The organism is Brevundimonas mediterranea (assembly GCF_011064825.1).
GTDB classification, from domain to species: Bacteria; Pseudomonadota; Alphaproteobacteria; order Caulobacterales; family Caulobacteraceae; genus Brevundimonas; species Brevundimonas mediterranea_A.
Window position 1 is genome coordinate 1,723,447 of sequence record NZ_CP048751.1, and the last position, 19,613, is coordinate 1,743,059.

18 protein-coding genes and 1 pseudogene are annotated in these 19,613 nt (G+C 66.9%); 7 read left to right on the top strand and 12 right to left on the bottom strand.

The window, feature by feature from the left end; genetic code table 11:
- Positions 1-2: 2 nt before the first annotated feature.
- Genes GYM46_RS08415 through sdhC form a run of 4 tightly spaced genes read right to left on the bottom strand, consistent with a single transcriptional unit; the run spans position 3 to position 3,485 of the window.
- Entirely contained in the window at positions 3-800 is a 798-nt protein-coding gene (locus GYM46_RS08415) for a succinate dehydrogenase iron-sulfur subunit (protein ID WP_008260084.1), read from the bottom strand.
- A gap of 12 nt (positions 801-812) precedes the next feature.
- Positions 813-2,597: a succinate dehydrogenase flavoprotein subunit gene (gene sdhA, locus GYM46_RS08420; RefSeq protein WP_008261579.1), complete on the bottom strand. Its 1,785-nt coding sequence runs from the start codon at positions 2,595-2,597 to the stop codon at positions 813-815.
- Between the two features lie 7 nt (positions 2,598-2,604).
- Complete coding sequence (gene sdhD / locus GYM46_RS08425) at positions 2,605-3,024, bottom strand: succinate dehydrogenase, hydrophobic membrane anchor protein (RefSeq protein ID WP_008260418.1); 420 nt, start codon at positions 3,022-3,024, stop codon at positions 2,605-2,607.
- Positions 3,021-3,485: a succinate dehydrogenase, cytochrome b556 subunit gene (gene sdhC / locus GYM46_RS08430; RefSeq protein ID WP_008262276.1), complete on the bottom strand. Its 465-nt coding sequence runs from the start codon at positions 3,483-3,485 to the stop codon at positions 3,021-3,023. The genes sdhD and sdhC overlap by 4 nt, the downstream gene beginning before the upstream one ends.
- Before the next feature lie 285 nt (positions 3,486-3,770).
- Here sdhC and GYM46_RS08435 point away from each other — a divergent pair, with 285 nt between their 5' ends.
- Together GYM46_RS08435 and GYM46_RS08440 are read left to right on the top strand one after the other, a co-directional pair.
- Entirely contained in the window at positions 3,771-4,637 is an 867-nt protein-coding gene (locus tag GYM46_RS08435; protein ID WP_008259622.1) for a pirin family protein, read from the top strand.
- A gap of 143 nt (positions 4,638-4,780) precedes the next feature.
- Positions 4,781-5,805, top strand: a pseudogene (locus GYM46_RS08440) (IS110 family transposase).
- A 451-nt stretch (positions 5,806-6,256) separates the two neighbouring features.
- Here GYM46_RS08440 and GYM46_RS08445 read toward each other — a convergent pair.
- From GYM46_RS08445 to GYM46_RS08455, 3 genes are all read right to left on the bottom strand, one after another.
- Positions 6,257-7,014, bottom strand: a protein-coding gene (locus tag GYM46_RS08445; protein WP_156796487.1) for an IS5 family transposase whose coding sequence is annotated in 2 segments (ribosomal slippage) — positions 6,257-6,693 and positions 6,693-7,014 — 759 coding nt in all. Because the reading frame shifts where the segments join, the coding sequence is not laid out codon by codon here.
- Positions 7,015-7,039: 25 nt separating this feature from the next.
- Positions 7,040-7,267: a hypothetical protein gene (locus GYM46_RS08450; protein WP_156796486.1), complete on the bottom strand. Its 228-nt coding sequence runs from the start codon at positions 7,265-7,267 to the stop codon at positions 7,040-7,042.
- A gap of 127 nt (positions 7,268-7,394) precedes the next feature.
- A complete protein-coding gene (locus GYM46_RS08455) occupies positions 7,395-7,823 on the bottom strand; it encodes a VOC family protein (protein ID WP_008259840.1) in 429 nt (142 codons plus the stop codon).
- 222 nt (positions 7,824-8,045) lie between these two features.
- Between GYM46_RS08455 and alaS the strand changes: the two genes are divergently transcribed.
- Positions 8,046-10,694 (top strand): alanine--tRNA ligase, encoded by a 2,649-nt coding sequence (alaS, locus tag GYM46_RS08460; protein WP_008259949.1) that lies wholly within the window; start codon positions 8,046-8,048, stop codon positions 10,692-10,694.
- A 6-nt stretch (positions 10,695-10,700) separates the two neighbouring features.
- Here the strand turns inward: alaS and GYM46_RS08465 are convergent, their stop codons facing one another.
- The 3 genes from GYM46_RS08465 to GYM46_RS08475 all read right to left on the bottom strand — a co-directional run bounded on the left by GYM46_RS08465 (position 10,701) and on the right by GYM46_RS08475 (position 13,295).
- On the bottom strand, positions 10,701-11,255 hold the full coding sequence (locus GYM46_RS08465; RefSeq protein WP_008263043.1) for a DUF2939 domain-containing protein: 555 nt from the start codon (positions 11,253-11,255) through the stop codon (positions 10,701-10,703).
- A 46-nt stretch (positions 11,256-11,301) separates the two neighbouring features.
- A complete protein-coding gene (locus tag GYM46_RS08470) occupies positions 11,302-11,907 on the bottom strand; it encodes a DUF2939 domain-containing protein (protein WP_164952639.1) in 606 nt (201 codons plus the stop codon).
- Between the two features lie 167 nt (positions 11,908-12,074).
- Positions 12,075-13,295, bottom strand: a complete 1,221-nt coding sequence (locus tag GYM46_RS08475) for an NADP-dependent isocitrate dehydrogenase (protein ID WP_008258947.1) — start codon at positions 13,293-13,295, stop codon at positions 12,075-12,077.
- A 190-nt stretch (positions 13,296-13,485) separates the two neighbouring features.
- On the opposite strand from GYM46_RS08475, the gene GYM46_RS08480 reads away from it, so the two are divergent.
- The 4 genes from GYM46_RS08480 (at position 13,486) to GYM46_RS08495 (ending at position 15,884) form a co-directional block, all read left to right on the top strand.
- The gene (locus GYM46_RS08480) at positions 13,486-13,653 is read left to right on the top strand and encodes a hypothetical protein (RefSeq protein WP_008264400.1); all 168 of its coding nucleotides are present in this window, start codon (positions 13,486-13,488) and stop codon (positions 13,651-13,653) included.
- A 64-nt stretch (positions 13,654-13,717) separates the two neighbouring features.
- Positions 13,718-13,828 carry a DUF2945 domain-containing protein gene (locus GYM46_RS16830; RefSeq protein WP_232216290.1) on the top strand — a complete coding sequence of 37 codons (111 nt, stop codon included), beginning with the start codon at positions 13,718-13,720 and terminating at the stop codon, positions 13,826-13,828.
- Positions 13,825-14,979 (top strand): DUF1176 domain-containing protein, encoded by a 1,155-nt coding sequence (locus GYM46_RS08490; protein ID WP_008263249.1) that lies wholly within the window; start codon positions 13,825-13,827, stop codon positions 14,977-14,979. The genes GYM46_RS16830 and GYM46_RS08490 overlap by 4 nt, the downstream gene beginning before the upstream one ends.
- Positions 14,976-15,884, top strand: coding sequence for an NAD(P)/FAD-dependent oxidoreductase (locus tag GYM46_RS08495; RefSeq protein WP_232216265.1), 909 nt, complete (start codon positions 14,976-14,978; stop codon positions 15,882-15,884). Before GYM46_RS08490 ends, GYM46_RS08495 begins: the two co-directional genes overlap by 4 nt.
- Positions 15,885-15,889: 5 nt before the next feature.
- On the opposite strand, the gene GYM46_RS08500 is transcribed toward GYM46_RS08495, so the two are convergent.
- Positions 15,890-17,719, bottom strand: coding sequence for a DUF885 domain-containing protein (locus GYM46_RS08500; RefSeq protein ID WP_008263668.1), 1,830 nt, complete (start codon positions 17,717-17,719; stop codon positions 15,890-15,892).
- 31 nt (positions 17,720-17,750) lie between these two features.
- Positions 17,751-19,586, bottom strand: coding sequence for a DUF885 domain-containing protein (locus GYM46_RS08505; protein ID WP_008261882.1), 1,836 nt, complete (start codon positions 19,584-19,586; stop codon positions 17,751-17,753).
- Positions 19,587-19,613: the final 27 nt, after the last annotated feature.

Consider the following 19,613-nt stretch of genomic DNA (forward strand, 5'->3'; position numbering starts at 1 on the left):
GGTTAGGCCGCCTGTTTCTTGCGGCTGGGGGCGACCATCAGCTTCTTGGTTTCGGCGATGGCCTTGGCCGGGTTCAGGCCCTTGGGGCAGACCTGGGCGCAGTTCATGATGGTGTGGCAGCGGTACAGTTTGAACGGGTCTTCCAGGTCGTCCAGACGCTTTTGCGTGGCGTCGTCGCGGCTGTCGGAGATCCAGCGATAGGACTGCAGCAGGGCCGCCGGGCCGAGGTATTCTTCCTGGTTCCACCAGTAGCTGGGGCAGGAGGTCGAGCAGCAGGCGCACAGGATGCACTCGTACAGGCCGTCCAGCTTCTCGCGCTCGGCCGGGGTCTGCAGCCGTTCCTTCTCGGGGTCGGGCTCGTCCGACTGGAGATAGGGCTGGATCGAGTCGTACTGGGCGTAGAACAGGCTCAGGTCCGTCACCAGGTCCTTGACCACCGGCTGGTGCGGCAGGGGGGCGATGGTGATGTTGTGCGACTCGCACTCGTCCCAGCCCTTGGTGCAGGCCAGGGTGTTGCGCCCGTCGATGTTCATCGAGCAGGACCCGCAGATGCCTTCGCGGCACGAGCGCCGGAACGACAGGGTCGGGTCGATGGTGTTCTTGATGTGGATCAGGGCGTCCAGCAGCATGGGGCCGTGGTCGCCGGTCGGAACCTCATAGACGTCCCAGCGCGGGTCCGCATCGACCTCGGGGTCGTAGCGATAGACCTTGTAGGTGCGGACGTCCTTGGAGCCGGGCGCGGCCTTGTGGACCTTGCCCTTGGTGGGCTTGGAGCCGCGGGGGAGGGAGAGTTGAACCATCTGCGTTCGACCTCAGTAAACCCGAGCCTTGGGCTCGATGTACGCGATGTCGTCGGACATCGTGTAATTGTGCACGGGGCGGTAGTCGATCTGGACCTGCTCGCCCGGACGCTTCCACGCCAGGGTGTGTTTCATCCAGTTGGCGTCGTCCCGATCCGGATAGTCCTCGCGGGCGTGGGCGCCGCGCGATTCCGTGCGGTTCAGCCCGCTCTCGATGGTGACGACGGCCTGGGCGATCAGGTTGTCGTACTCCAGCGTCTCCATCAGATCGGTGTTCCAGATCAGGCCGCGATCCGTGGTCTTGATGTCGGCGCCGGCCGCATCGATGGCCCGCAGCTTGTCGGTGCCCTGTTGCAGGGTCTCGCCGGTGCGGAACACCGCCGCGTCGGCCTGCATGGCGCGTTGCATAGACAGGCGCAGCTCGGCGGTCGGGGTCGAGCCGTCGGCGAAGCGGAAGCGGTCCAGGCGCGCCAGGTGGGCGTCGGTCTGGGTCTTGGAGGCGGACGGCACGGCCGAGGCCTTGTCCACCACCTCGCCGCAGCGCAGGCCCACGGCGCGACCGAACACCACCAGGTCGGTCAGGGAGTTGGAGCCCAGGCGGTTGGCGCCGTGAACCGAGACGCAGGCCGCCTCGCCCACGGCCATCAGGCCGGGCACCACGCTGTCGGGGTTGCCGTCGCGCAGCGTCAGGACTTCGCCGTGATAGTTGGTCGGTATGCCGCCCATATTGTAGTGGACGGTCGGCAGGACCGGGATCGGCGCCTTGGTCACGTCGACGCCGGCGAAGATCTTGGCGCTTTCGGAAATGCCCGGCAGGCGCTGGTGCAGGATCTTGGGATCCAGGTGGTCCAGGTGCAGGAAGATGTGGTCCTTGTTCGGGCCCACGCCGCGGCCTTCGCGGATTTCGATGGTCATGGAGCGGCTGACCATGTCGCGCGGGGCCAGGTCCTTCACGGTCGGGGCATAGCGCTCCATGAAGCGCTCGCCTTCCGAGTTGGTCAGGTATCCGCCCTCGCCGCGCGCGCCCTCGGTGATCAGGCAGCCGGCGCCATAGATGCCGGTCGGGTGGAACTGGACGAACTCCATGTCCTGCAGCGGCAGGCCGGCGCGCAGCACCATGGCGTTGCCGTCGCCGGTGCAGGTGTGGGCGCTGGTGGCCGAGAAGTAGGCGCGGCCGTAGCCGCCGGTGGCCAGAACCACCATCTTGGCGCGGAACTGGTGAAGCTGGCCGTTGTCGAGCTGAAGCGCCGTGACCCCAGTGCAGGCGCCGTCCTGCATGATCAGGTCGAGCGCGAAATATTCGACGAAGAACTTCACTTCCCGACGCACCGACTGGCCGTACAGGGTGTGGAGGATGGCGTGGCCGGTGCGGTCGGCGGCGGCGCAGGTGCGCTGCACCGGGCCTTCGCCGAAGTTGCGGGTCATGCCGCCGAAGGCGCGCTGATAGATCTTGCCTTCGTCGGTGCGGCTGAAGGGCACGCCCCAGTGTTCCAGCTCGTACACGGCCTTGGGCGCGTTACGGACCAGATATTCGATCGAGTCCTGGTCGCCCAGCCAGTCCGACCCCTTGACGGTGTCGTACATGTGCCACTGCCAGCTGTCCTCGCCCATATTGCCGAGCGAGGCGGAGATGCCGCCCTGGGCCGCGACCGTGTGGCTGCGGGTCGGGAAGACCTTGGTGACGCAGGCGACCTTCAGCCCCTGCTGGGCGGCGCCGAGGGCGGCGCGAAGGCCGGAGCCCCCGGCGCCGACGACGACGACGTCGTATTCGTGATCGATCAGTTCGTAAGCGGCCATCAGCTAATCAGGCTCCGAAACCAGCGGGCAGGGGCGCCGAACCCAGCGCCATCCGCACGATGAAGAAGACGCTGGCGGCCGCCAGCACGAGGAAGACCAGGTTCAGCAGCGCCACGAGCGCCTTGCGCGTTCCCGGCTGGGGCACATAGTCCTCAAGGATCACCTTCCAGGCCACGCTGACGTAGCCGAAGAAGACCACGGCCGTCAGCGCCAGCAGGCCGGCGTTCAGCCGGTTGGCGAACCAGTCCTGCACGGCGTCATAGCCGGCGCCCGTCAGGGTGAAGGCGGTCGAGGCGACCCACAGGCCCAGCGGCAGCACGACGACCAGCAACACCCGCTCGGCCAGCCATTCGCCGGCGCCGTGGCGCTCGGAAATCTTGACGTTGTTCTTGAACCGGGCCCCGTTCCCTTTGCCTTGACCGCTCACAGCGAAACCCTCCCGACGGCGAACAGGACGACCCAGAACAGGATCGCCAGCGGAACCGGCGCCCAGACCGCGATGCGCGACAAGATCGTGGACGACTTGATGGTCAGGCCATTGCCGGTGTCGTTGATCGTGTGACGCGTCCCGTTCAGGATGAAGGAGAACAGCACGACCGTCAGGCCGAAGCTGACGAACAGGCCCAGCGGCGACCCGGCCAGGGCCAGGGCGGCCGCATAGGCGTCCGGTCCAAAGGCCAGGGCCCCCAGCCAGGCGACGACGATCAGCGCGCCGACCGTGGCGGCGATGATGGTGGCCCGGAACAGGATGGAGGCCGCCATGGTGACGTGCCAGCGCCAGATGCCGATGTGGGGCGAAAGCGGTGTGACGTGACCGTTGGGCTGGGTGACGAAACGACCGGTCCGGTCGCTAGAGGCGCCACCCGAGGTCGGGCTGGGCTGGGTCATGCGAATGGTTCTCAAAAGCGAATGAATTCAATCGCCGTGTGCGGTTGCGAAGGCTTTTGTGTCTCTAGAACGACGGTGTCAACGGACCGTGACCAACATCGCGAATTCTTGCCGCCTGTGGCCTGTTCCGTGTCGTGGTCGTCGGATTTGCGCATGATCGATCCACGCTCTGTCTCGGATAGAGGATTTACGCGGGCGGCCGGGAATTGGATTTTTCCGATCTGGCGGCGCTTCAAGCCCGTCTCCGATCTCGCCATGTCCAATCCGCCACCCTATATGTGACGAATGACCGAGATCACGCCCCGCCCCGTCCTTCGCCTGCATCCCGCCCATCGCGACGACATCGGCGACCTGACGACGCGCCGCCCGGTGCCCGGTCCGGGCCTGGACCAGGTCGATCCCTTCCTGTTCCTGAACCACCACGGGCCCCAGACCTATGCGCCGGGCAACGCCGGCCTGCCGTTCGGCCCGCACCCGCACCGGGGGTTCGAGACCGTCACCTTCATCCTGGACGGCGAACTGGCCCATAACGACTCCGGCGGGGGCGAGAGCATCATCAAGGCGGGCGGGATCCAGTGGATGACCGCCGGCTCGGGCCTGATCCACGCCGAACTGTCGCCGGCCGATTTCAAGCGGAACGGCGGGCCGATGGAGATCCTGCAGCTGTGGGTGAACCTGCCGTCGCGGCTGAAGATGACCAAGCCCGACTATGTGGGACTTCAGGCCGCCGACATCCCCACCTTCACCACCGAGGGCGGCGTGGTGGTCGAGCCGGTGTCCGGCGAATGGCTGGGGGTCAAGGCGCCGATCCAGTCGCTGATCGACATCCATCTGGCCGTCGTCCGCCTGCCCGCCGGCGCCCGGTTCCAGGCTCCGGTCGCGCCCGGCCGCACCGTCTTCTTCTATGCGGTCAAGGGCCAGGTCTCCGTCGCCGGAACCCCCGTGCCCGAATGGAACCTCGCCGCCCTGGGCGAGGGCGACACGGTCGAGATCACGGCCCAGACCGACGCCGTCGTCCTGCTGGGCCACGCCGAACCGATCAACGAGCCGGTCTTCAGCCACGGCCCCTTCGTCATGACCACCCGCGAGGAAATCATCCAGGCGATCGAGGACTACCAGTCCGGCAAGTTCGGCCCACCGCCGAAGGTGTGAGGCGCGCCCCTACGCTTTGAACAGTGGTCGCCGGCGCAGACAGCAGACATTGCAACGGACTGTTTGGGGTGATGGGGTGGACGCCCCCCGACGGCATCTATGTGCCAGAGTGAGGTGTTGAACAGCACTCGAAGGAGGCGTCCGTGGAACAAGTTAGCACTGTCGGTCTGGATCTCGCCAAGAACATCTTTCAAGCGCATGGCGCTGATGCCTCGGGCGAGGTGGTGTTTCGCAAGAAGTTGGGTCGAGGCCGATTGCTGGCGTTCTTCGCTGGCCTGTCGCCCTGCGTGGTGGCGATGGAGGCCTGCGCCGGCGCCCATTACTGGGGGCGTGAGCTGGCCCGCCAGGGTCATACGATCCGATTGATCCCGCCCATCTATGTAAAGCCGTTCGTGAAGCGTCAGAAGAACGATGCGGCCGATGCCGAAGCCATCTGTGAGGCGGCGCAGCGCCCCAGTATGAGGTTCGTGCCGCTGAAGGAGGAGGAGCAGCAGGCCAGCAGCGTGGTCTTTCGGGCCCGCGACCTTCTGGTCCGGCAGCGAACCCAGACGATCAACGCCCTGCGCGGTCACCTGGCCGAATACGGCTGGATTGTTCCCAAGGGCGTTCCGCACGTCGATAGGTTGATCGCGCGCGTCGAAGATCCGGCAGAGGCGCTTCCAACCGCCGCGCGGACGATTCTTCTCGTCCTGGTCTCGACCCTCCGATCGCTGGACCAGCAGATCGCCGTGCTCGATGCGGAGATTGCTTCCCGGGCCAAGAACGATCCGGTTGCGCGTCGACTGATGACCATTCCCGGATCGGTCCCATCACAGCTACAGCCTTGGTCGCACTGGCCCCGTCACCCGAAGCCTTCAAGAGCGGTCGGCACTTCGCCGCCTGGCTGGGACTGACGCCGCGACAACGATCCACCGGCGGTCAGCAGAAGCTCGGCGCGATCACCAAGATGGGCGAGCGAACGCTTCGACGGCTGCTGACCATCGGGGCCAGCGCGGTGATCAAACAGGCCGTCATTCGGGGCGCGCCAGCAGGTTCCTGGCTGAGCCAGATGCTGGAGAGAAAGCCCAAGATGTTGGTCATCGTCGCCTTGGCGAACAAGAACGCCCGCATAGTCTGGGCGCTCTTGGCCAAGGGCGATGTCTACCGAGCTCCGGTCGTGTCGGCCTAGCCAGCACGACCGCGAGACGTCGAAGCGTAGGGATGAGCGAAGGAGCGTATGGCGCAACAGTCGGCGAGACGGGATCAGGAAAACCAGGGCTTTCCACTGTGCTTCGAGCACGCCGTGGGTGATTTGGACCGGATCCGCGAACTCCCATACAGGCCAGCGGTCTTTGAGCGACCGCATCAACAGGCCGGACAGATGGCAGCATCCGACTACGTGTCAGAAATTCCCGAAAATCACTCTTGCGCTGAAGGGGGCGTCCACAGATGGAAAGCGGACTTGGCCTGACGATCTACCGCGATCTTGCGTCTGAGGTTTGATCCGGCTTCACCTCCGGGAGATCCAACCCTGCCGCCACTTCAACGGTTCGGGAAAGAGTCATTTCTGGGGTGCCGACCGCCAGCACAAGAGGCACCTTATGCTCGACGCCGCCAACGAGAACTATTAGGCTCAGGACTCATAGCCAGAATAGCACTGTAGCGGCGAGGGCGATGGCGGACAGGAAGACGGTCGGGCACCGATCGTAGCGGGTGGCGACGCGACGCCAGTCCTTGAGCCGGCCGAACATGATTTCGATGCGGTTTCGGCTTTTGTACCGGCGCTTGTCGTAACGGATAGGCGCGGTCCGGGATTTTCGACCGGGGATGCAGGGCGTGATGCCCTTGGCCTCCAAAGCGTCCCTGAACCAGTCTGCGTCATAGCCCCGGTCGCCCAGCAGCCATTGGGCCTTGGGAAGGCTGTCCAGCAGGGCCGCAGCACCGGTGTAGTCGCTGACCTGGCCTGCCGTCATGAACAGGCTGATGGGGCGTCCGTTCGCATCGGTTACGGCGTGAAGCTTGGTGTTCATGCCGCCTTTGGTGCGTCCGATGAGCCGCCCAAGACCCCCTTTTTTACCGCGAGGCTCGAAGCCGTACGGTGCGCCTTGAGATAGGTCGCGTCGATCATGAGGGTGCGCCGTTCGGCCTGAGCGCCGGACAGTCCCTCCATCATCCGGATGAAGATCCCGGCCTCGCTCCAACGCTTCCAGCGGTTGTACAGCGTCTTGTGTGGGCCATAGACCGGCGGCGCGTCACGCCAGCGAAGCCCGTTGCGGTTGACGAAGATGATCCCGCTCAACACCCGACGATCATCCACCCTGGGCTTGCCGTGGCTCTTGGGGAAGTGCGGCTGCAGCCGCGCCATCTGCTCGTCCGTCAGCCAATAGAGGTCGCTCATATCCAGTCTCCTTACAGAGCCTGAATCAGATCGAGCACATCACATCAATGGGTCCTGAGCCTAAGCTCGCGATGGCGGCGAAAGGCCATCCCCGCGCCAGCTTGCTGCCTGACGTCAGAAACTCTTCGATCGAGTCCGAAACTGTAAATGGCTGTGACCACAGCCATCCGATACCTACCCAAGCGACGCCCATCAGGCCGATCACCTTCAAAGCTGACAACCGAACGAGGACACGATTGGTTTGACGTGACATGCCGTCATCTTGGTCGTTGCAATAGGTGAACGCAACGTCCGCTTAGGGTCGGTTTGCGAAACCGGCCTCAGCCCCGAAATCGGACCTTGGCGTTGACGCAGGTGGACCCGCCGGCCTCCCGGAATCCTCAGAAACCGATCGTCACCGACGGCGCGCTACGCCGCGCCTCGCCATGGTGCACAGCTTCGATGTTGTTGCCGTCGGGATCGAGCACGAAAGCGGCGTAGTAGCCCGGATGATAGGCCCGCTCGCCCGGCGCGCCGTTGTCGCGTGCGCCATGGGCCAGCGCCGCCCGATAGAAGGCGTCGACCGTCGCGCGGTCCTTGGCCTGAAAGGCCAGGTGATGCCGACCCGTCAGGACGCCCCGGCTCTCCGCGCTTTCCGGCGAGGACACGACGAGTTCATCGGCCCAGAAATAGCCGTCGGCCGTATCGATGACGGGAATCTCCAGCACGTTCAGAACAGCCGTGTAGAATTCCCGACTGAGCTGGAGATCACGGACGACCAGCTGGATGTGGTCTATGAGCCGACCGCGATGCAGTTGTGTCGTTCCCATGGCCTGTCCTGTTTCCCTGGCGTCGCGAAATCCGAGTTTCGAACCGACATGTGTGACGCCGCAGAATGGTGCTCCGCGGAAGGATCGCCTTGATCTTTCGCAAAGCGATCATTCCCCCGGCTCGACCGCGACGGGCGCGGGGCGGGACCAGATGATGCGTTCCCCGACAAAACCCTATATGACGCCGGTTCCTTGCGACGACCGAGCCGAAGACACGCCCAAATGCCCAGCCTGAACGAGATCCGCGCCACCTATCTGAACTTCTTCGCGGCCGACGGTCACGAGAAGGTGCACTCGGCGCCGCTGGTGCCGCAGAACGATCCGTCGCTGCTGTTCGTCAATGCGGGCATGGTGCCGTTCAAGGACTATTTCACCGGCGCGTCCAAGCCGCCCTATCCGCGCGCCACCAGCTCGCAGAAGTGCGTTCGCGCCGGGGGCAAGCACAATGACCTGGACAATGTCGGCTACACCGCCCGCCACCTGACCTTCTTCGAAATGCTGGGGAATTTCTCCTTCGGCGACTATTTCAAGGAACACGCCATCGACCGGGCGTGGAAACTGGTCACGCAGGAGTTCGGCCTCGACGCCAAACGCCTGCTGGTCACCGTCTATATCGACGACGACGAGGCCGCCGCGATCTGGAAGAAGGTCACCGGCTTCGGCGACGACAAGATCATCCGCATCGCCGGCTCCGACAACTTCTGGGCCATGGGCGACAGCGGTCCCTGCGGCCCCTGCACCGAGATCTTCTGGGACCACGGCGACAAGATCGCCGGCGGCCCTCCCGGCTCGCCGGACGAGGATGGTGATCGCTACGTCGAGATCTGGAACAACGTCTTCATGCAGTTCGAGAAGGAGAACGACCAGATCGTTCGCAACCTTCCCAAGCCCAGCGTGGACACCGGCATGGGTCTGGAGCGGATGACCACCGTGCTCCAGGGCGTGCATTCGGTGTTCGAGACCGACCTGTTCAAGACCCTGATCGCCGCTTCGGAAGACGCCACCTCGACCAAGTCGGACGGCGAGCGCGCCGCCAGCCACCGGGTCATCGCCGACCACCTGCGCTCCTCCTCCTTCCTGATCGCCGACGGCGTCACCCCGTCGAACGAGGGCCGGGGCTATGTGCTGCGCCGGATCATGCGCCGCGCCATGCGCCACGCCCACCTGCTGGGCGCCGCTGATCCGCTGATGCACCGTCTGGTCCCGACCCTGGTGGCCCAGATGGGCGACGCCTATCCCGAACTGGCCCGCGCCCAGCCCTTCATCGAGGACACGCTGAAGCAGGAAGAGGTCCGCTTCCGCACCACCCTGGGCCGGGGCATGGCCCTGTTCGACACGGCGGTTCAGGGCTTCAAGCCGGGCGACATGCTGGACGGCCAGACCGCCTTCACCCTGTCCGACACCTATGGCTTCCCGCTGGACCTGACCCAGGACGAGGCCCGCCGTCGCGGCTTCTCGGTCAATGTCGACGGTTTCGAATCCGCCATGGCCGAACAGCGCCAGCGTTCGCGCGAACACTGGAAGGGCTCGGGCCAGACCGCCAACACCAACGAATGGCTGGCGATCCGCGACCGCATGGGTCCGACCGTCTTCACCGGCTATGACACGATCGAGGGTTCGGGCGAGGTCCTGGCCCTGATGAACGGCGGCGCTCCGGTCGAGACGGCCGAGGCCGGCGACATCGTCGAGATCCTGTTCGACAACACCCCCTTCTACGCCGAGAGCGGCGGCCAGACCGGGGATCAAGGCACACTGGAATGGCCCGGCGGGGAAGCCGAGGTTCTTGACGTCAAGAAACACGCCGGCGACCTGCATGTCCTGTCGGCCCAGATCACGGCCGGGACGCTTGAGATCGGCGCCCGCGTCGCCCAGCTGGTGGACGCCGACAAGCGTATGACCACCCGCGCCAACCACTCGGCCGCCCACCTGCTGCACACGGCGCTGAAGAATGTGCTCGGCCCGGCGGTCGCCCAGAAGGGCCAGTTGGTCGACTCTGAGCGCGCCCGTTTCGACTTCAGCCACGGGGCGCCCGTGACCGAGGACGAGCTGGCGGCCATCGAGGCCGAGGTCAACGCCGTCATCCGCCAGAACGTCCCGGCGGAGACCAGGCTGATGGCCCCGCAGGAGGCCATCGAGGCCGGCGCCATCGCCCTGTTCGGCGAGAAATACGGCGACGAGGTCCGGGTTCTGACCCTGGGCCGTTCGCTGGTCAGCGATAACGCCCCCTATTCGGTCGAACTGTGCGGCGGCACCCATGTGGCCCGCACCGGCGACATCGGCCTGTTCAAGGTGGTCCAGGAAACCGGCGTCGCCGCCGGCGTGCGTCGTATCGAGGCCCTGACCGGCGAGGCCGCCCGCCTCTATCTGGAAGCCCAGGCCAAGGTGACGCGCAACTTGGCCCGCGACTTCAAGATCCAGACCCAGGACGTGCCCGGCCGGGTCGAGGCCCTGCAGGGTTCGGTCAAGACGCTGGAGAAACAGGTCGCCGAGCTGAAGAAGCAACTGGCCCTGGGCGGCGGCTCGGGCGCGGCGTCTGCGCCCGAAGAGATCGGCGGGATCAAGCTGATGGCCCGCGTCCTGGACGGCGTGGACGGCAAGGGTCTGCGCGGCGTGGCCGAGGACTTCCGCAAACAGGTCGGAACCGGCGTCGTCGCCCTGATCGGCGTGACCGAGGGCAAGGCCGCCGTCACCGTCGCCGTCACCTCGGACCTGACCGACCGCGTCAACGCCGCCGACCTGGCCCGCACCGCCGTCATCGCCATGGGCGGCCAGGGCGCCGGCGGCAAACCCGACTTCGCCCAGGGCGGCGCCCCGGATGGATCCAAGGCCGAGGCCGGCCTGGCGGCGGTGCGGGTGGCCCTGGCGGGCTGAGGCCCGTCAGCCCATCGGATCCGGCGTCAGGTCCACCCCCGCCAGTTTCCAGTCGAACACCCCGCGGCGCTCCAGGATCAGCACCAGGGCGTCGTCGGGCCGGTCGTCACGCGTCAGGGTGACGGCGAAACGGTCGAACCCGCGATAGGCCCAGGACTGGTGGATTTCGGACTTGGGCGCGGCCGGGGTGTCCGTTGCGGGCACGGGCCGCTCCGGCCGGGGCTTTTCGCCGGACCGGACCATGGCGGCGACGGCCTGGGGGGTGACGAAATTATCGACGGCCCCGTCCACCAGCGACGGCGCCAGCAGCATGCCCAGGGCGGCCAGACCCGTGTCGTCCCCCGCCCGGTGGCGGATCTCCAGGGCGGCCCGGGCGTTCAACTCGCTCTTCAGACTGGCGCGGAAGGCGGGAAAATCGACCCGGCGTTCCAATCCCGCTGCATCCCCGGTGCGCGCCGCCCGGATCAGGCCCTGGGCGGCCACGAAGGGCGAGATAAAACAGGCGATCAGCAGGCCTGCGGCCAGTGCGGCCAGCAGCCCGACGACGATCTTCTTCAGCATAGGAACTCCATCCTCACTCAACGCGGATTCCGGCCGGCCGGTTGCCTCAGCGTGGGGCGGCGGCCGTCTCGCCGGAAACCGCAGCGACAGGCGCGGCCACGGCCGGCGCGGCGCCGTCAGGCAGACCGATCTGGACCAGGATCCACTCAAACGGCCCCTGGCGCTCGAAGGTGAAGATGGTGCGCGATCCGCCCTGGTCCGCCACCGCCATCCGCGCCCGGTTCACGCCCCAGAAGATCGGCTTGGGCCAGGGTTGGGGCGCATCGTCCGCAACGGCGGTCGCGGTCATGCTGGACCGTTGGCTGGCGTACCGGCCCTCGCCGCGCGTCAGGGCCCCCAGGGCGGCCGGGGTCAGATAGGCGTCCACGTCCGGCCCGTTCAGCACCGGGTTCCGCTCCATCTGGCGCCGCACGGCGCCGATGGGGTCTTCCAGGAAGGAGGGCGCGGGCGCCAGAGCCTGGGCCTTTCCGGTCAGCTGCGGCCGCAGCGACTGGCGCACGGCCGCAAAATCAATCAGGCGCGCCAGGCCCTGCACGTCTCCCGCCTCGGCCGCAGACCGGATGGCGAAGAAGCCAACGGCCGGCGCGGCGAAAAAGGCCACGGCCGCGGCCACGACCGCCAGGATCAGAAGATTGCCGAACAGTCGTTTCACGAAGCCTCCCCCACGCTGGAACCGATCATGCACGGCCTCCGCGACGACGCAATGAAAAGCCCCGCCGGATCGTTCCGGCGGGGCTTCATTCTTGTTTATCCTACCGCGCTTCGCGCTGCTTGAGGACGTTGTCCTGTCGGCAACGGGTTGCTGCCGGATCTTGTGGCTCAGCCGACGTCGGGCAGGGCGGTCTTCAGGTTCTCGGCGACCTTGTCGAGGAAGCCCTCGGTGGTCAGCCAGCCCTGTTGGTCGCCGACCAGCAGCGCCAGGTCCTTGGTCATGAAACCGGCCTCGACCGTCTGGACCACAACCTTTTCCAGGGTGTCGGCGAACGTGCCCAGGGCTTCGTTGCCGTCCAGCTTGGCGCGGTGCTTGAAGCCGCGGGTCCAGGCGAAGATCGATGCGATCGAGTTGGTCGAGGTGGCCTCGCCCTTCTGATGCTGGCGATAGTGGCGGGTCACGGTGCCGTGGGCGGCCTCGGTCTCCAGCACCTTGCCGTCCGGCGTCATCAGCACCGAGGTCATCAGACCCAGCGAGCCGAAGCCCTGGGCGACCACGTCCGACTGGACGTCGCCGTCATAGTTCTTGCACGCCCAGACGAAGCCGCCCGACCACTTGATCGCGGCCGCGACCATGTCGTCGATCAGACGGTGTTCGTAGGTCAGGCCCTTGGCCTTGAAGTCCTCGGCGAATTCGGCGTCGAACACTTCCTGGAACAGATCCTTGAAGCGGCCGTCATAGGCTTTCAGGATGGTGTTCTTGGTCGACAGATAGACCGGGTAGCCGCGTTGGAGGCCGTAGGACAGCGAGGCGCGGGCGAACTCACGGATCGACTCGTCCTGATTGTACATGGCCATGGCCACGCCGGCGCCGGGGGCCTTGTAGACCTCGTGCTCGATCACTTCGCCGTCGTCACCGACGAACTTGATCGTCAGGGTGCCGGGTCCGGGCATCAGGAAGTCGGTGGCCTTGTACTGGTCGCCGAAGGCGTGGCGGCCGACGACGATGGGCTGGGTCCAGCCGGGCACCAGGCGCGGCACGTTCGAGCAGATGATCGGTTCGCGGAAGACCACGCCGCCCAGAATGTTGCGGATGGTGCCGTTCGGCGACTTCCACATCTTCTTCAGGCCGAACTCCTTCACCCGCGCCTCGTCCGGGGTGATGGTGGCGCACTTCACGCCGACGCCGTGCTTCTGGATGGCGTGGGCGGCGTCGATCGTCACCTGGTCGTCGGTGGCGTCGCGGTGCTCCATGCTCAGGTCGTAATAGTCCAGATCGAGATCCAGGAACGGGAAGACCAGCTTGTCCTTGATCATCTGCCAGATGATGCGGGTCATTTCGTCGCCGTCGATGTCGACGATGGGGTTTTCGACCTTGATCTTGGCCATGCGTGAGGTCCGCCTCTGAACTTTGGGGAATGATATCGTGGCGGGGATATAGCGGGGCTGGGCGTCCGCGCAAACCCCGCCGTCCGTTAACCCTGCTCGGAAAAAACCTGACGGCCAGGTTGAACCCGCGTCACGGGTTTCGGCTTGTTAGACCCCAAGGGCCTGACCGGTCGCAGCGGCGGACGACGGAATGACGGATGAAGAGCGCGAACTCGTCGAGCGGTGGATCATCACCTTCTGCGAGACGCCGCCGGTGATCGATGTGGAACTGATGCGAAGGCTGATCGCTGAACAGCAAGCGACGCCGCAAGGAGTTCCCCCATGCCAGCCAAGACCTTCAGGACCGGCGACCGCGTAAGGTGGGATAACAGCCAGGGCGCATCCGTCGGCCAGGGGGCAGGACGATCACCGCCGAAACTCACATCAAGGGGCACAAGGCGGCGGCGTCGTCCGATAATCCGGAGTATGTCGTCGAGAGCGCAAAGACCGACGCCTGCGCGGCGCACAAACCTTCGGAGCTGAACAAGGCATGAGGACCATCGATCTGTTGCGGGGCGTCGCCCTTCCGGCGCTGGCGGCGTCTGCGCTCGCCGTCGCGGCCTGCGGCGACAAGGACGCCGCTCAAAAGGCGGGTTCGCCCCAGGCCCCGGCCTCTTCGACGCCGCCTGCCGCCGCCCCGGCGCCCGTGCTGCAGGCCCGCAGCGAGACCCGCCAGTTCAAGGACTGGCGCGCCACATGCGGCAATGACGGGACCTGCTGGGCCTTCGGCTTCGCGCCCGAATTCGCCGCAGGCTGGGTCCGCATCGCCCTCCAGCCCGGCCCTGACGCCAGGCCCGAGGTCAGCTTCGGCTATTGGCCCGACGGGGACGCGCCCGCCTCGCGCCAGATCGGCCTGGAGATCGACGGCCGCACCTTTGCGGCGACTCTCAACGACGATGGCGACAGCCAGGCCCCTGTCGGCCTGATCCGCACCGACGCCCGTCCTGTCATCGACGCCATGGCCCAGGGCAAGTCCATGGTCGTTCGCGGCGCCTCCACCCAGGCGGTGTCGCTGAACGGGGCGGCCGCCGCCCTGCTCTGGATCGATGAGAAACAGGGCCGCCTCAACACGCCCACCGCCCTGATCCGTCGTGGCGACCGTCCTGCCTCCACCGTCCCCGTCGCTCCGCCCCTGCCGACGGTCACGCCCGCGCCGGCTGTGGATCAGGCGGGCTTCGGCGACGTGAACCAGCGCGTGCCCGCCGCCCTTCGCGCCCGCACCGAGGTCGGCACCTGCCTGAAGGAATCGGCCATGCCGGCGGTCAGCGACATGGTGATGTCCGCCCGGCTGGACGCCCGCACCGAGCTGTGGGGCGTGCCCTGCGGTGCGGGGGCCTATAATGTCACCCACAACTGGTATCTGACGGGGCCGGATGGTCGCGACCCGCGTCCGGCGATCCTTGCCGGAACGGCGGGACCCGGCGCCGACCCGGTCATGCCCGACAACTCCACCGTCAACGGGGCGTATGATCCCAAGACCCGCACACTGTCGGCCTTCGCCAAGGGGCGCGGCATCGGCGACTGCGGCTCGGCTCAGACCTGGGCCTGGACTGGCGACCGCTTCGTCCTGACGCAGGAGAGCACGATGGGGGAATGCGCGGGCGTGCCGTCCGACTTGTGGCCCGTCGCCTGGCGCACGCGGTGAACGACCCGGAGGTCCTGATCATCGGCGCGGGTCCGGCCGGTCTGACGGCGGCGACCTATCTCGGGCGGTTTCGTCGGCGGACCATGGTGATGGACGCCGGCGCGCCGCGCGCCTGCTGGATCCCGCTCAGCCACAATATGCCGGGCTTTCCGGCCGGCATCACGGGCGCCGATATTCTGAAGCGGATGCGCGAACAGGCCGAGGAATACGGCGCCGTCATCAGGCCGGGTCGGGTCGAGAGCCTGGTCCATGACGGCGAAGACTTCATAGCCCAGGTCGAGGGGAGATCCATCCGCGCCCGCGCCATCCTGCTGGCCACGGGCGTCGTCGATCATCACCCCGACTTGCCGGGCGTGGAGCGCGCGGTGCAGAAGGCGCTGGTCCGCATCTGCCCCATCTGCGACGGCTATGAGGCGACCGGCAAGGCGGTCGCCGTCATCGGCGACAGCGACAAGGGCGCGCGCGAGGCCGCCTTCATGCGCACCTATTCAGACCGGGTGACCCTGATCCACATCGGCCCGGCCGACGCCCTGACCCGTCGCGACGAACTGGACCGGCTGGGCGTCGAACTGGTTCTGGCCCCGCTCGAGTCCATCGATATCGAACAGGACCGGGTGACCGCCCTGAGCTATGGCGGCCAGAGCCGGACCTTCGATCTCGTCTATTCGGCCCTGGGCACGTCGCCCAACGCCGAACTGGCGCAGGGCCTCAAGGCCCGGCTGGCCTCCGACGGCCGGCTGGAGGTCGATCTGCACCAGGCCACCAGCGTGCCGGGTCTCTACGCCGCCGGCGACGTGGTGCGCGGCCTCAACCAGATCGCCGTCGCCACGGCCGAGGCGGCGGTCGCCGCCACCGACATCCACAACCGCCTGCGCCAGATCGACGGGCTGACGGTCTCCGACTAGGCCCACTAAGCTTGGGTCGCGATCCAGCCGTCCACGATCCGCTCCAGCACCGACAGGGGCACGCCGCCGGCGGCCAGGGTCGTGTCGTGGAAGCCCTTGATATCGAAACGGTCGCCCAGGCTCGACTTCGCCTTTTCGCGCAGACGCACCCATTCGGCATGTCCGACCTTGTAGCTGCAGGCCTGGCCGGGCCAGACGCAGTACCGATCGATCTCGGTGGCTATGGCGCTTTCCTCGTCGCCGCCCGTGTCCACCATGTAGCGGATCGCCTGTTCCCGGCTCCAGCGCTTGTGGTGCAGTCCGGTGTCGGCCACCAGACGGGAGGCGCGGAACAACAGGCTCTGCAGATAGCCCAACTCGCCGAACCGATCGTCGGCGTAGACGCCCATCTCGTCGGCCAGTTGCTCCGAATACAGCGCCCAGCCTTCGCCATGGGCGCTGAAGAAAAGAGCCTTCGAGATCAAAGGCAGGCGGGTGTTTTCGATCGCCAGCGTGCCCTGGAGATGATGCCCGGGCAGAGCCTCGTGATAGGCCAGGGTCGGCAGGCTGAAGCGCGGACACTCGGCGGTGTCGCGCAGATTTATATAGAAGGCGCCCGGTCGCGACCCGTCCAGGCTGGGCGCCACGGCATAGCCCCCCGGCGCCCCGGCTTCGATGGCGGCGGGCACGCGGCGGACCTCCACCCTCGCTTTCGGCAGCCGTCCGAAATAATGCGGAAGCCGGGCCTCCATGTCAGCGATCTGTGCGTTCAGATCGGCCAGAATCTGGGCCTTGCCCGCATCGGTGTTCGGATAGATCTGGGACGGCTGGCGGCCCAGGGCGGCCATGCGCCGGCCCACCGTCCCCTCCGTCATGCCTTCGGCCTTCAGCAGCGCGTCCATGCGGGACAGGATGTCGCGCGACTGGTCCAGCCCCATCTGATGGATGGTCTCGGGGTCGAGGTCGGTGGTGGTCATCAGCCGCAGATTGGCGGCGTAATAGGCCTCGCCCTGAGGTCTGGCCCAGAGGCCCGCGTCGGTCGTAGCGCGCGGCCTCCAGGTCTCGAGCAGGGCGATCTGGCGCTCCAGTGCGGGATAGATCTCGTGTTCGACGATGACGGCCGCCCGCCCTGACCAGTCCCCTGCGATTCCCTTCTCAGCAGTGCGGCGGATGATGCTGCGGGTCAGGCCGGCCTCGGCGGCGGCCGGGGCGCGCAAGGCCCGCATCTGGTCCAGGGCCTTGGCGACGATGAAAATGGGCGGGATCACGCCGCGACGGGCGTCCGCACCGCTGGCCTCGGTCTCCTGATCCAGCACCTGTGCGAACGCCGAGAGGCGAGACAGATAGGCTTCTGCGTCGGCGGTGGTCTCGATCGAATGCTGGGTGTCGAGGAAATCCGGCGTCGCCTGATAGGCGCCGGTCAGCTGGGAGACTGTATAGGGCTGAAGCGGATACACGCTGGGATCGACGAAGCCGAAATCGCCGTAGCCGAAGCCCTTGGCCGCATCCAGAGCCTCGGCCTGGAAACGAACCACTTCGAAACTGGCGGCGCTCTGGCCGGTCAGGCTCGAGGCGTCGATGGCGCGAATCTCGGCCAGCCAGGTCTCGTTCAGGGCGATCGCCCTGGCCCGGTCCTGAAGGCCTCGGCCCGCCAGAGCGGACTTCAGGCCGGCGCGGGGCCCTGTATCGAGGCCGAGATTGGTCGCCAGCTGCGGATTGATATCGACGGCCTGCTCGCCGATCCGGGCGACCAGGGCGTCCGCCGCCCCGGTCTGGGCGCGCGCGAAGGCCGGTGCGGCAAACGCGGCGACGCCCGCAAAGGCTCCAGTCTGCAGTAGTCGGCGACGGTCGATCATCTCAGCCTCCTCAGCCGTTGGGATTGGCGACTTAGGCCTGCGTCGCGATCCAGCCGTCCACGATCCGCTCCAGCACCGACAATGGCACGCCGCCGGTGGCCAGGGCCGTGTCGTGGAAACCCTTCAGGTCGAACCGGTCGCCAAGGCTGGTCCTGGCCTTCTCGCGCAGGCGGACCCATTCGTTGTGGCCGACCTTGTAGGCGCAGGCCTGGCCCGGCCAGCCGCAATAGCGTTCGACCTCGGACACGGCCGCGCCTTCCTGGTCGCCATAGGCCTCCATCATGTACTGGATGCCCTGTTCGCGGCTCCAGCCTTTGGAATGGATGCCGGTGTCCACCACCAGACGGGCGGCGCGGAACATCAGCGACTGGACATAGCCGATCTGGCCGACGGGATCGTTCTCATAGGCGCCCAGTTCGTCGGCCAGCTGTTCGGCGTACAGGCCCCAGCCCTCGACATAGCTGGAGAAGCCCAGCAGATTCATCAGCTTGGGCGCGGCCGCGCTCTCCTGTTGCAGGCTGATCTGCAAGTGGTGGCCCGGCGTCGCCTCATGATAGGTCAGGGTCGGCAGGGTCCAGGACGGCCATTCCGCCGTGTCCTTCAGATTGATCCAGTAGATGCCCGGCCGGGTCCCATCCAGGCTGGGCGAGTTGTAATAGCCCATCGGGGCGCCGGCCTCGATCTCGGGCGGGACGCGCTTGATCTGGACCGAGGCCTTGGGCAGGCGGCCGAAGGCGCCGGGCAGACGGGCCTGCATGTTGGCCATCTGCTCGTTCAGCTTTTCGATCAGCTCGGCCTTGCCCGCGTCGGTGTTGGGATAGACGTATTTCGGATCCTGACCCAGGGCGCGGATCCGTTCGGCCACCGATCCCTGCGTCAGGCCCTGGGTCTTCAGCAGGCCGTCGGCGCGGGCGGTCAGCTCGGCCATCTGCGCGCGGCCGGTGCGGTGAATCTCGTCGGCCGTCAGCCGCGTGGTGGTGATGAAGCGCAGGCTGTTGGCGTAGTACTGCTGGCCCTGAGGCAGGCGACGCACCGAGGCCTCGTGGCCGGCGCGGGGCAGGGCGGCCTTCAGCAGGGCGTTCTGGGCCGACAGGGCCGGATAGACCCGCTGCGCCAGCAGGGTCTCGACCTGGGCGCCCCAGTCGCCGGTCAGTCCCTTGGCCCTCGCTCGATCCGCCACCGAGGCGACCAGGGGCGAGGCGGCGGCGTTCGTGGCCAATATGCCGTCCTGCTGGGCGATGGCCTTGGCCAGGATGAAGTCCGGCGGAATGACGCCCAGGGCGTACTCCTCACGCAAACGGTCCGTCTCGGCGCTCAGCACGTCGGCGAAGGCGTTGACGCGCGCCACATAGGCGTCGGCGTCGGCGGCGGTCTCGATCGTGTGCTGGTTGGCCAGGAAGTCCGGCGTCGACTGATAGGCGCCGCCCTGCTGGCTGACCCGATAGGGGTTGGGCCAGCCGCCCTGGCCATAGGGGATGGCGAAGGTGGCGATCACCCCGTCCAGATTGTCGGTGATGGTGTCGTAATAGATGCCATCCTGGGCGTCCATGGACGTGCGGTCCATGGCGCTCAACGCGGCGCGCTGGGCCTTGGTGAAGGCGCGGAACTTCTCCTCGTTCTCCAGGGTCGGCGCGGTCAGCTGGGACTTGGCGGCGGCGCGCGGGCCCTTGTCCAGGCCGAAGGCGGTGACGGCCTCGGGGCTCAGGTCCAGGGTCTGTTCGAAGGCCTGGTCCATGAAGCCGGCCAGGGCGGCCTTGGCTGCGGCGGCGTCGCCGGCCGGGGCGGTTCCGGCAAAGACCTGTCCCCCTGCGGCGGCCAGGCCCGCCCCGGCTGCGGCGGACAGAAGAAGGCGGCGACGGTCGATCATGGAAGGCCCCTGCGAAGATGTCGCCGC

What these genes read in the sequence shown, in the direction of transcription:
- GYM46_RS08500 (WP_008263668.1), bottom strand. Translation starts at nt 17,719, where the DNA reads ATGATCGACCGTCGCCGACTACTGCAGACTGGAGCCTTTGCGGGCGTC.
- GYM46_RS08415 (WP_008260084.1), bottom strand. Translation starts at nt 800, where the DNA reads ATGGTTCAACTCTCCCTCCCCCGCGGCTCCAAGCCCACCAAGGGCAAG.
- sdhC (WP_008262276.1), bottom strand. Translation starts at nt 3,485, where the DNA reads ATGACCCAGCCCAGCCCGACCTCGGGTGGCGCCTCTAGCGACCGGACC.
- GYM46_RS08465 (WP_008263043.1), bottom strand. Translation starts at nt 11,255, where the DNA reads ATGCTGAAGAAGATCGTCGTCGGGCTGCTGGCCGCACTGGCCGCAGGC.
- GYM46_RS08490 (WP_008263249.1), top strand. Translation starts at nt 13,825, where the DNA reads ATGAGGACCATCGATCTGTTGCGGGGCGTCGCCCTTCCGGCGCTGGCG.
- alaS (WP_008259949.1), top strand. Translation starts at nt 8,046, where the DNA reads ATGCCCAGCCTGAACGAGATCCGCGCCACCTATCTGAACTTCTTCGCG.
- GYM46_RS08480 (WP_008264400.1), top strand. Translation starts at nt 13,486, where the DNA reads ATGACGGATGAAGAGCGCGAACTCGTCGAGCGGTGGATCATCACCTTC.
- GYM46_RS08435 (WP_008259622.1), top strand. Translation starts at nt 3,771, where the DNA reads ATGACCGAGATCACGCCCCGCCCCGTCCTTCGCCTGCATCCCGCCCAT.
- GYM46_RS08505 (WP_008261882.1), bottom strand. Translation starts at nt 19,586, where the DNA reads ATGATCGACCGTCGCCGCCTTCTTCTGTCCGCCGCAGCCGGGGCGGGC.
- GYM46_RS08475 (WP_008258947.1), bottom strand. Translation starts at nt 13,295, where the DNA reads ATGGCCAAGATCAAGGTCGAAAACCCCATCGTCGACATCGACGGCGAC.
- GYM46_RS08455 (WP_008259840.1), bottom strand. Translation starts at nt 7,823, where the DNA reads ATGGGAACGACACAACTGCATCGCGGTCGGCTCATAGACCACATCCAG.
- sdhA (WP_008261579.1), bottom strand. Translation starts at nt 2,597, where the DNA reads ATGGCCGCTTACGAACTGATCGATCACGAATACGACGTCGTCGTCGTC.
- GYM46_RS08450 (WP_156796486.1), bottom strand. Translation starts at nt 7,267, where the DNA reads ATGTCACGTCAAACCAATCGTGTCCTCGTTCGGTTGTCAGCTTTGAAG.